The 10,458-nt window shown below is 64.4% G+C and carries 10 protein-coding genes; 8 read left to right on the forward strand and 2 right to left on the reverse strand.

Annotation, left to right across the window (positions count from 1 at the left end; all coding sequences use genetic code 11):
* Positions 1–555: 555 nt before the first annotated feature.
* Positions 556–1,050, forward strand: coding sequence for a single-stranded DNA-binding protein (locus tag IC50_RS07755; RefSeq protein WP_027575349.1), 495 nt, complete (start codon positions 556–558; stop codon positions 1,048–1,050).
* 389 nt (positions 1,051–1,439) lie between these two features.
* Positions 1,440–4,172, forward strand: coding sequence for a DNA gyrase subunit A (gene gyrA / locus IC50_RS07760; protein WP_035702649.1), 2,733 nt, complete (start codon positions 1,440–1,442; stop codon positions 4,170–4,172).
* A gap of 138 nt (positions 4,173–4,310) precedes the next feature.
* Here gyrA and IC50_RS07765 read toward each other — a convergent pair whose 3' ends face one another.
* Complete coding sequence (locus IC50_RS07765; protein ID WP_035702670.1) at positions 4,311–5,594, reverse strand: cation:proton antiporter; 1,284 nt, start codon at positions 5,592–5,594, stop codon at positions 4,311–4,313.
* Positions 5,595–5,959: 365 nt separating this feature from the next.
* On the opposite strand from IC50_RS07765, the gene IC50_RS07770 reads away from it, so the two are divergent.
* Entirely contained in the window at positions 5,960–7,336 is a 1,377-nt protein-coding gene (locus tag IC50_RS07770) for a DUF2254 domain-containing protein (protein ID WP_081492390.1), read from the forward strand.
* Between the two features lie 17 nt (positions 7,337–7,353).
* Here the strand turns inward: IC50_RS07770 and IC50_RS07775 are convergent, their stop codons facing one another.
* Entirely contained in the window at positions 7,354–7,611 is a 258-nt protein-coding gene (locus IC50_RS07775; RefSeq protein ID WP_035702652.1) for a hypothetical protein, read from the reverse strand.
* 258 nt (positions 7,612–7,869) lie between these two features.
* Between IC50_RS07775 and coaD the strand changes: the two genes are divergently transcribed.
* The 5 genes from coaD to IC50_RS07800 all read left to right on the forward strand — a co-directional run.
* Entirely contained in the window at positions 7,870–8,367 is a 498-nt protein-coding gene (gene coaD, locus IC50_RS07780; protein WP_035702655.1) for a pantetheine-phosphate adenylyltransferase, read from the forward strand.
* Between the two features lie 36 nt (positions 8,368–8,403).
* Positions 8,404–8,967 (forward strand): peptidylprolyl isomerase, encoded by a 564-nt coding sequence (locus IC50_RS07785; protein WP_035702657.1) that lies wholly within the window; start codon positions 8,404–8,406, stop codon positions 8,965–8,967.
* An 8-nt stretch (positions 8,968–8,975) separates the two neighbouring features.
* Positions 8,976–9,386 carry a hypothetical protein gene (locus IC50_RS07790; RefSeq protein WP_035702659.1) on the forward strand — a complete coding sequence of 137 codons (411 nt, stop codon included), beginning with the start codon at positions 8,976–8,978 and terminating at the stop codon, positions 9,384–9,386.
* Positions 9,383–9,847: a peptidylprolyl isomerase gene (locus IC50_RS07795; protein ID WP_035702663.1), complete on the forward strand. Its 465-nt coding sequence runs from the start codon at positions 9,383–9,385 to the stop codon at positions 9,845–9,847. Before IC50_RS07790 ends, IC50_RS07795 begins: the two co-directional genes overlap by 4 nt.
* Before the next feature lie 141 nt (positions 9,848–9,988).
* On the forward strand, positions 9,989–10,458 hold a 470-nt coding region (locus IC50_RS07800), incomplete at its 3' end, for an S-adenosylmethionine:tRNA ribosyltransferase-isomerase (RefSeq protein ID WP_035702665.1).

Consider the following 10,458-nt stretch of genomic DNA (forward strand, 5'->3'; position numbering starts at 1 on the left):
GGCGGCAATCGGCGGTGGAGCCTTGGTGTAGGGACGGGCGGCAAGATCCGCCGCGCTTGCAGGAGCCGCCAGCCCCAACGCCATTACACTGATTGCACCAAACAGAATCTTATTCATTGCAGTCTCCCCAGTTTCGTCCGCTTCTCGAGGTCCCCGAAAACGGCTGATCAGGCGCGACGCCCATATGAACTAATTCCGAGGCAACGATAGCCAAAGGAATGGGCAAAGTCCGTCTCCGAAATGCCACACTCGCCGGCCGATTGAGGTGGCTGCAACTTGATGAATGTTAAGCGGTTTTTGTACTTCTCGGGAACCCGGAAAGGTTCCATCCGGGTTCCCCTGCCATCGGCCTGAAGCCAAATTGTTCTGTCCTTTTGGCATGAAGAACAAATCTGGAACGGAGCCGACGGGAATGCTATATGTGGGGATAACCCTGAGGGGTGCGGGCTGATTGGTGCCCGCAAGCGTATAGGGTCGCCTCAACAGGCGCAGAGGAACGCGGGCAGCGGGTCTCGCCCTTTTTAAATTCAGTGGCATTCGGAGTGGAGAGCGGCGATGGCGGGAAGCGTCAACAAGGTCATTCTGGTTGGAAATCTCGGCAAGGATCCTGAAATCCGCCGCACCCAGGACGGGCGGCCGATCGCGAATTTGAGTATCGCGACCTCGGAGACCTGGCGCGACAAGAATACCGGCGAGCGCAAGGAGAAGACCGAGTGGCACCGCGTCGTGATCTTCAATGAAGGGCTCTGCAAGGTCGCCGAGCAGTACCTGAAGAAGGGCGCCAAGGTTTACATCGAGGGCGCGCTGCAGACCCGCAAATGGACCGACCAGAGCGGCGTCGAGAAGTATTCGACCGAGGTCGTGCTCCAGGGCTTCAACTCGACGCTGACCATGCTCGATGGCCGCGGTGGCGGCGGAGGAGGCGGCAGCTTCGGCGACGAGCCGGGCGGCGATTTCGGCTCCTCCGGTCCGGTCAGCAGCGCGCCGCGTCGTCCCGTTGCCGCCGGTGGTGGCCGCAACAGCGACATGGACGACGACATCCCGTTCTGAGGACGCGGATCGCGCCTATCGAGACGCGCCGAGCGCATGGAGCCTGGCGTGTCGTATCAGCAATTCTGGCTCGACGGGGCGGGCTCGGGTTTTCCGGGCCCGCTTCATGTCCGGCTTGAATTCAATCGACCCGACATTTCAGACGACGGCACTCCGCAGCTCCAGAGCGCTGCGAACGGGCCGGTGGGGCGCGCCGCGCAGCGCGGTTTTGGGGGTGTCGGAGGCGGTTCCGCGGTGCCATTTCCGGGGTTGCCCGAGGCACCTTGTCCGAAGCCGTAAGTCGTTGGAAAAATAAGCGGAAAAAGCGCTTATCGACCCTCGCGCGAGGGTGGTTATCCGACCCTCGATGCGCTATATGATTCCCAGACAAGAACTCACCGGATTCCCCCTTGGCTGACGACGACAACAAGCCCGGCGACCAGCCGGCGCATCCCTCGGATATTCGCCCCGTTTCCATCTACGAGGAGATGAAGAAGTCCTATCTCGATTACGCCATGAGCGTGATCGTGGCGCGTGCGCTGCCCGATGCGCGCGACGGGTTGAAGCCGGTGCACCGCCGCATCCTGTTCGCGATGAACAATCGCGGCGACACCCCGGACAAGAAACACAAGAAGTCCGCCGGTGCCGTCGGCGAGGTCATGGGCAAGTACCATCCCCATGGCGACCAGGCGATCTACGACGCCTTGGTTCGCATGGCGCAGGACTTCTCGATGCGCGCGCCGCTGATCGACGGGCAGGGCAATTTCGGCTCGGTCGACGGCGATCCGGCCGCGGCGATGCGCTACACCGAGTCGCGCCTGACCAAGATCGCGCTGAAGCTGCTCGAAGACATCGACGACGACACGGTCGACTTCCAGGACAATTACGACGGCTCCGAGAAGGAGCCGGTGGTTCTGCCCGCGCGGTTCCCGAACCTGCTGGTAAACGGCGCCGGCGGCATCGCGGTCGGCATGGCCACCAACATCCCGCCGCACAATCTCGGCGAGGTGATCGATGCCTGCGTCGCGCTGATCGACAATCCGTCGCTGACCATCGACGAGCTCAACAACATCATCCCGGGCCCGGATTTCCCGACCGGCGGCATCATCCTCGGACGCCAGGGCATCCGCAGCGCCTATCATCTCGGCCGCGGTTCGATCGTGATGCGCGGCAAGGTCACCTTCGAGACGATCCGGAAGGAACGCGAGGCGATCGTCATCACCGAGATCCCGTATCAGGTGAACAAGGCGACGATGGTCGAGCGCATCGCCGAGCTCTACAAGGAAAAGAAGATCGAGGGCATCTCCGATCTTCGCGACGAATCCGACCGCGACGGCTACCGCGTCGTCGTCGAGCTCAAGCGCGATGCGGTGCCCGACGTGGTGCTGAACCAGCTCTACAAGTTCACGCCGCTGCAGACCAGTTTCGGCGTCAACGCCGTCGCGCTCGATTCCGGCCGTCCGCAGACGATGACCCTGAAGGACATGCTGACGATCTTCGTCGGCTTCCGCGAGCAGGTCGTCACACGCCGCACCAAATACAGGCTGCGCAAGGCGCGCGAGCGCGCGCATGAGCAGGTCGGCCTCGCCATCGCGGTCGCCAATATCGACGAGATCATCAAGGTGATCCGGCACTCGCCGACGCCGGCCGCCGCGCGCGAGACGCTGATGACGCGCGACTGGCCCGCGCGCGACGTCGAGGACATCATCACGCTGATCGACGACCCCCGTCACCGCATCAACGAAGACGGCACCATCCGCCTGTCGCTGGAGCAGGCAAGGGCGATCCTGGAGCTGCGCCTCGCACGTCTCACCGCGCTTGGCCGCGACGAGATCGGCGAGGAGCTCGCAAAGCTCGCCGGCGAGATCGGCGAATATCTCGAGATCCTGCGCTCGCGCGCCCGCATCCTCGACATCATCAAGACCGAGCTCACCGAGGTGAAGGCCGAATTCGCCACGCCGCGCCGCACCGTGATCATGGAGCAGGAGGGCGAGGTCGAGGACGAGGACCTGATCCAGCGCGAGGACATGGTCGTCACCGTCTCCCACGCCGGCTACGTCAAGCGCGTGCCGCTGTCGGCCTACCGGGCCCAGCGCCGCGGCGGCAAGGGCCGCTCCGGCATGCAGACCCGCGACGAGGATTTCGTCAGCCGCCTGTTCGTGGCGTCCACGCATACGCCGGTGCTGTTCTTCTCCTCGCGCGGCCAGGTCTACAAGGAAAAGGTCTGGCGGCTGCCGATGGCCGCGCCGAACGCGCGCGGCAAGGCGATGATCAACATCCTGCCGCTGGAGCAGGGCGAGCGCATCACCACCATCATGCCGCTGCCGGAGGATGAATCGACCTGGGGCGAGCTCGACGTGATGTTCGCCACCACCGGCGGCAACGTCCGCCGCAACAAGCTGTCCGACTTCGTCGACGTCCGCCGCTCCGGCATCATCGCGATGAAGCTCGACGACAACGAGGCGATCGTCGACGTGCAGATCTGCACCGAGCGCGACGACGTGCTGCTGACCGCCGCCGGCGGCCAGTGCATCCGCTTCCCCGTCACCGACGTGCGCGTGTTCACCGGGCGCACCTCGATGGGTGTGCGCGGCATCGCCCTCGCCGACGCCGACAAGGTGATTTCTCTGGCGATCCTGCGCCACGTCGAGACCACCTCGGACGAGCGCTCGGCCTACCTGAAGATGCGCCGTGCGGTGGCGGGCGAAGCTGCGGCGGACGAGGCGCCGGCCGATACCGAGGCCGAGGAGATCTCCGGCAGCTTCCAGCTGTCGCAGGAGCGTTATGCCGAGATGTCGGCGCAGGAGCAGGTCGTGCTAACCGTCTCCGTCAACGGCTACGGCAAGCGGACCTCGTCCTACGAGTATCGCACCACGGGGCGCGGCGGCAAAGGCATCGTCGCCATGAGCGTCAACAACCGCAACGGCAACCTCGTCGCATCCTTCCCCGTCGAGGATGCTGATCAAATCATGCTGGTCACCGACAAGGGCCAGTTGATCCGCTGCCCGGTCGAGGGTATCCGCATCGCCGGCCGCTCGACGCAAGGCGTGATCGTGTTCGACACCGCCGAGGACGAGCACGTCGTCTCGGTCGAGCACATCACGGAAGAGGCGGAGAACGGGAACGGCGAAGGCGGGAGCTAAGCGGTCGCTGCACCGGACCCAGCGGCGCTCCCTCCGATTGTGTCCACGGATGCCCCCCCCCCGCGGCGCGTTCGCCTGAAAGCTGCGTTCGCGCGGAATTTGCTTGCCGAGGCCGGCGTCGGGCCAGCCGGCGCTTTGTCAGGATTTCGGCTCCGGCGCTGCGTCCGAGCCGGCTTCCGCCGGGATCGTCCTGCTTGCAACGAGTCCGAGGGTGGAGCCCTGGATGACGATGCTGAAGAGAACGACGGCATAGGTGGCGGCGAGGATAATGGGTTTGTCCGGACTGTCGGGAACGGACAGCGCCAGCGCAACCGAGATGCCGCCGCGCACGCCCGCCCAGGTCAGGAACGGGACGTTCTGTAGCGACAGAAGGTTGGTCCATGCAAACGCGAGCGGCGGAGCGGCGACGGCCAGCAGGCGCGCGACGAGAGCAATTGGAATCGTTGCGAGCGCCACGACCAGCGCCGATGGTTCGAAGCGCAGCACGAGCACCTCAAGTCCGATCAGCAGGAACAGGACTGAATTGAGGATCTCGTCGATCAGGGTCCAGAGCGCGTAAACGTAGCTACGGGTTCGCTCGCTCATCGCGTAGCGAGGACCGCGATCGCCGATCAGGAGTCCGGCCGCCACCACCGACAGGGGGGCGCTGACATGGAGCCGCTGCGCCAGCGCGTATGTGCCGGTCACCAGGGCAAGCGATATCAGCACTTCGATCGGGTAGTCGTCGATCCACCGCATCGCCAGATACGCAATGTAGCCGGTCATCAGACCAAGCAGCAGGCCGCCGCCCGCTTCGAGCAGAAGAAGCTCGACGATGGCAAACCCACTGGTGTCCTCGCCGTTACCTGTGGCAAATCTCAGCAGGATGACGAACAGGACGATGCCGACGCCGTCGTTGAACAGGGACTCGCCCTGCATCTCGACTTCAAGGCTGGCAGGCACCTGCACGTTCTTCAGGACGCCGAGCACGGCGACAGGATCGGTCGGGCTGATCAAGGCGCCGAACACCAGCGCCCAGGCCAGGGTCATGGGGTGGCCGATCAACCCGGCGGCCGCCCAGATTCCGAAACCGATGGCGGCGGTCGAGATCACGGTGCCAAGACCGGCCATGATGGCGACCGGAATCGCGCGGCTGCGCAGCTTGTCCAGATCGACGTGAAGGGCGCCGGCGAACAACAGGAAGCCCAGCATTCCGTTCATGACGACGGAGGCGAAGTCGATCTGCAGCAGCGCCGAGGTCAGCGGTTCGAACAGATGCTGTTTCGGAAAAGCGACATCGATCATGACCAATATGACCGAGGTCGCGACGCTCATGACGAGCAGTCCGATCGTGTGCGGCAGAGGAATGAATTTGTGATTGAGCCAGCCGAATGCCGCTGAAAGCGTGAGAAGAATAGCTGCAAGCTCGAGGAGGGAAAACAAGTGGCTGGGCTCCGTTCGACCCGGCGCCACCGGTTCGAAGATGCATTCGCCGGACATCACTCGATGGCTGCAACGTCGCTCGCGTCCGGATCAAGCGCGCGGTTATCCATGGTACAACAAGAATATCGCACTTGCGAAGTGAAATGCGCTCGACCCCGATGTCGTTCTCATGCGCTGCCTCGGAGCAGACGATGTCCGGCGGCGTGGTCGTGACCGAGTGACACGATCAATCGCATCTGCAGGCGGGGAACGGGGCTCCCGCGCAGACGTTTGCTACTCGCTCGCGAGGAAGTTTTCGCTGCGGCGCGCCGAGATCTGCCTGGCGAGCATCATCATTGGTACGGTACCGACCCTATCGGGGAATAATGACTGCACGACTTCGCAGGCTGATTGACGAATTGGCCGATGCGTTCTGGCTGTTTCCGGCCATGCTCGTCCTTGCAGGAGTGCTCGGCGCGCTCGCTCTGGTCGGACTTGATCGCAGCGGGCTCGTTCCCGGCTGGATGCTGGAAGAGTGGTTCTACAACGGCGGTGCGACCGGGGCCCGTACCTTGCTCGGCACCGTCGCCTCGTCGATCATCGGCGTTGCCGGCACGGTGTTCTCGATCATGATCGCGGCTCTCTCACTGGCAGCAGGCCAGATGGGGCCGCGGTTGCTCCGGAATTTCACCAAGGATCGCGGCAATCAGTTCACACTCGGAGTGTTTCTGGGAACCTTTTGTTACGCACTGATCGTGCTGCGCAGCGTGCGTACCGCGGCTGAGGGAGCATTCATCCCGCACCTCTCGCTGACCGTCGCGATCCTTCTGGCTTTCGTCTGCGTGGCCACGCTTGTGTATTTTGTCGGGCACATGGCCGGCCGGATCAATGTCGACACCGTCATTGAACTGGTGAGCGACGAAATCCAATCGGCGATAAGGCGTCTGACGACCGAACAGCGTCGGGATCAGGTGCTTCCCGCCGGGTTCTGCGAGGACAGAACGGTTATCGTCGATCCCAGGCAGGGATATCTGCAGCATCTGGACGAGCGGGGGCTGGCGGACTGGGCGGCCGAGCACAACACATCAATCAGGATGCTGGTCAGACCAGGACACTTCGTTTTTCAGGGCGCGCCGATCGCGGTGATGTCGAATCCGGTGGAGGGGGCAGCGGCCGCGATTCAGAACGCGACGGCGCTCGGGCCGCAGCGCGTGAGCTCCGCGGATCTCGAATTCGCCGTCAGGCAACTAGTGGAGGTCGCGGTCCGGGCGTTGTCGCCGGGCATTAACGACCCGCACACGGCGATGAGCGCAATCGACCGGCTCGGTGCGGCCTTGTGCGAATTGGTGCCGCGGCATCTTCCTTCCGGGATCTCGTGTCGCGAGGGCCGGCCGGTGATGTTCGTCCCCCATGTCCAGTACGAAGGTCTCCTCAATGTGATGTTTCACATGATCCGGCAGAACGCATCGGCCAACGCGGCCGTCCTGATCCGGATTCTGGAGGTGCTCACCGCAGTCGTCGGTGTCGAGCGCGATCCGGCACGTCTGACGTGTCTTGAAGTGCACGCCGACCTCGTCGCCGGCGACGCCCGGCGCAACCTCTCGACCCCGGCGGACCTTCGGGATGTCGACCGCCGTCACGAAGCCTTTCTGGTCATGCTACGGGAGGGGCCGCCCGGCCCGCTGGGTCACCTCGATGCTGCTTGGGCAGAGACGAACGGGCACCAGGCGCGGACGAAGTCCCGCGCGGACAATGCGGAGTGATGTCGCGACAATTTCGACTATGGGGTGCGGTCTGCCGTCACCAGGCGGGCCTCGCGGACATTGGCCTTGGTGCCGGCGCGGCGCAGGCACGAGGCCTCGAAGTTCGGCCAGGCCTGTTGCGAGCAGTCCTTTCCGATGTTGCGGATATCGAGCCGGTCGCTCTTGGCCAGCGGCTGCGGCACGCTGGCTTCGACGGTCGGGGCAAAGCCGGGCAGGAGGGTGAGGGCTGCGGCAACGCATGCAGAGATGGCAATCGCTGAAAGAGTCTTGATCATCGACGGTCCCCTGTGATGCGGCCGCAAGCGCCTTGTGGTGCGGCCCGTCATTCGTTGGTGGGATTGGTAACCATGCCCGGTTTCGCGACGTCTTCGCCGGCACCCAAAATGGTTTCGTTCGCTGTCCGTTTTGTTTCGTGGCGGCCCCCGGGACGAAACAAACCGGCCGTCCCCGACACGACCCGCGGAAATTTGCCGGAATCAGCCAGGGAACCCGCCCGGCTTGCCGGGCCGGGCCGGGCGCGGTAGGAGGGAGGCATGCCGCGCATCGCCTTCTATCCCGGTTCCTTCGACCCCATCACCAACGGCCATCTGGACGTGGTCCGGCACAGTGTTTCCCTGTGCGACAGGCTCGTCGTCGCGATCGGGGTGCACCCCGGCAAGAAGCCGCTGTTCTCGACCGAGGAGCGGCTGAAGATGCTCCATGATGTCTGCGGGCCGCTCGCAGCCCAGGCTGGCTGCGTGCTCGAAGCCGTCACCTTCGACGATCTGTCGGTCACCTCGGCGCGCAAGTACGGTGCCACCATCATGATCCGGGGCCTGCGCGACGGCACCGACCTCGACTACGAGATGCAGCTTGCCGGCATGAACGAGGCCATGGCGCCCGAGGTGCATACGGTCTTCCTGCCGGCCTCGCCCATGGTCCGCCCGATCACCGCCACTTTGGTGCGCCAGATCGCGGGCATGGGCGGGGACGTCTCGGCCTTTGTCCCGCCGCAGGTCGCGGTACAGCTCAAGGCCAAATTTGCCGGATAACGGCCCGCTTCCTTTCTCATCCTGACCGGAGTTGTCATGATCCGAATTCTCGCAGTTCTTGCCGCGCTTCTGTTCGCGGTGCCGGCGGTGGCGCAGCAATTGCCGGCAAACCTCGACAAGGCCAACGCCATCGTCATCGACAGCACCAAGGGCCGCATCGTCATCAAGCTCAGGACCGACATCGCGCCGCAGCATGCCGAGCGCATCAAGCAGCTCGCGCGCGAGGGGTTCTACAACAACGTGCCGTTCCACCGCGTCATGGGCGGCTTCATGGCTCAGACGGGCGATGGTCAGAACGGCAACGGCACCGGCGGCTCGAAATATCCGAACCTGAAGCAGGAATTCTCCAAGGTGCACTTCGCCCGCGGCATCGTCGGCATGGCCCGACGCGGCGACAGTGTCGACAGCGCCAACTCGCAGTTCTTCATCATGTTCGCCGATGGCGGCAGCCTCGACGGCCAGTACACCGTGATCGGTGAGGTCGTGCAGGGCATGGACGTCGTCGACAAGCTGAAGAAGGCGCCCCCGGGCTCGCCAGGCGGCTCCGTCACCGATCCCGACAAGATGGTGAAGGTTCAGGTCGCCTCCGACATCAAATAGGAGAGACCATGGCGCGCCGCGGTGGCAAGCTGCTGCTGATTGCCGCGATGCTGCTGCTCGGCGTCTCCAGCACGGCCGCGCAGGACGCGCAGGTCAACACGATCCAGGACATCTTCCGGCACCTGCGCACCTGCTGGAGGCCGCCGTCGCCGGCCAAGGCGCGCCCACTCGACATCACGGTCGTGGTGAGCTTTAACCGGGCCGGAAACATTCTGGGCCATCCGAGGATTACCTATGAATCCGCGGAGGCCTCCGACAATGACCGGCTGCAATACCGGATCGCGGTGATGGAGGCGTTGCAACGCTGCACGCCGATGCCATTTACCGATGCAATGGCCGGCGCCGCCGCGGGACGTCCATTCGCGATCCAGTTCCGCAATCGGAAGACTTCACCCCCAACGCAAGAGAGACGAGCATGAGCGTCACCGAAAACACCCTGATCCTCGAGACCACGCAGGGCCCCGTCACCATCGAGATGCGGCCCGATCTCGCGCCCGGCCACGTCGCGCGCATCAAGGAGCTCGTGCGCGAAGGCTTCTATGACGGCATCGTGTTCCACCGCGTGATCGAGGGCTTCATGGCGCAGACCGGCTGCCCGCATGGCACCGGCACCGGCGGCTCCGGCAAGAAGCTGAAGGCCGAGTTCAACAAGGAGCCGCATGTGCGCGGCACCGCCTCGATGGCCCGCGCCGCGAGCCCCGATTCCGGTGACAGCCAGTTCTTCATCTGCTTCGACGATGCCCGCTTCCTCGACAACCAGTACACGGTCTGGGGCAAGGTCACCGAGGGCATGGAGAACGTCGACAAGATCAAGCGCGGCGAGCCCGTGCAGAACCCCGACAAGATCGTCAAGGCGCGGATGGCCGCGGACAAGGAATGACCGCGTAGCGGTCATTCCGGAGCGCGCGTTAGCGCGAACTCTGGTGCGCAATTGCGCACCTGGGAATCTCGAGATTCCGGGTTCGATGCTGCGCATCGCCCCGGAATGACGCAAGCCAAGATCTAAGGCGCGACGGCGCTCATGCGCACCGATCTCTTCGATTTCGATCTGCCCGCCGAGCGCATCGCCTTGCGCCCGGCGAGCCCGCGCGACTCCGCCAAGATGCTGGTCGTGGAGAACGGCGCGTTGCGCGACCGGATCGTCGCCGACCTGCCTTCATGGCTAAGGCCCGGTGACCGGATCGTCGTCAACGACACCAAGGTGATCGCGGCGCAACTGAAGGGCCGCCGCATCGGCCGCGAGACCGAGCCGAAGATCGAGGCCACCCTGATCAAGCGGCTCGACGGCTCGCGCTGGCAGGCGCTGGTGAAGCCGGCGAAGAAGCTCACGGCCGGCGACCGCATCCGCTTCGGCAATGAAGGCAAGGTCTGCCTGCTCGGCCATCTCGATGCCGAGGTCGAGGCCAAGGGCAGCGAGGGCGAGGTGACGCTGTCGTTCTCGTTCCACGGCCCGGCGCTGGACCAGGCGATCGCCGATCTCGGCAGCCCGCC

Origin of the sequence: Bradyrhizobium genomosp. I (2014), assembly GCF_000261685.1 — a bacterium.
Lineage (GTDB): Bacteria > Pseudomonadota > Alphaproteobacteria > Rhizobiales > Xanthobacteraceae > Bradyrhizobium.

Coding starts and splice junctions, on each gene's coding strand:
- IC50_RS07770 (WP_081492390.1), top strand. CDS start 5,960: ATGACTGCACGACTTCGCAGGCTGATTGACGAATTGGCCGATGCGTTC.
- coaD (WP_035702655.1), top strand. CDS start 7,870: ATGCCGCGCATCGCCTTCTATCCCGGTTCCTTCGACCCCATCACCAAC.
- IC50_RS07795 (WP_035702663.1), top strand. CDS start 9,383: ATGAGCGTCACCGAAAACACCCTGATCCTCGAGACCACGCAGGGCCCC.
- IC50_RS07755 (WP_027575349.1), top strand. CDS start 556: ATGGCGGGAAGCGTCAACAAGGTCATTCTGGTTGGAAATCTCGGCAAG.
- IC50_RS07785 (WP_035702657.1), top strand. CDS start 8,404: ATGATCCGAATTCTCGCAGTTCTTGCCGCGCTTCTGTTCGCGGTGCCG.
- IC50_RS07790 (WP_035702659.1), top strand. CDS start 8,976: ATGGCGCGCCGCGGTGGCAAGCTGCTGCTGATTGCCGCGATGCTGCTG.
- IC50_RS07775 (WP_035702652.1), bottom strand. CDS start 7,611: ATGATCAAGACTCTTTCAGCGATTGCCATCTCTGCATGCGTTGCCGCA.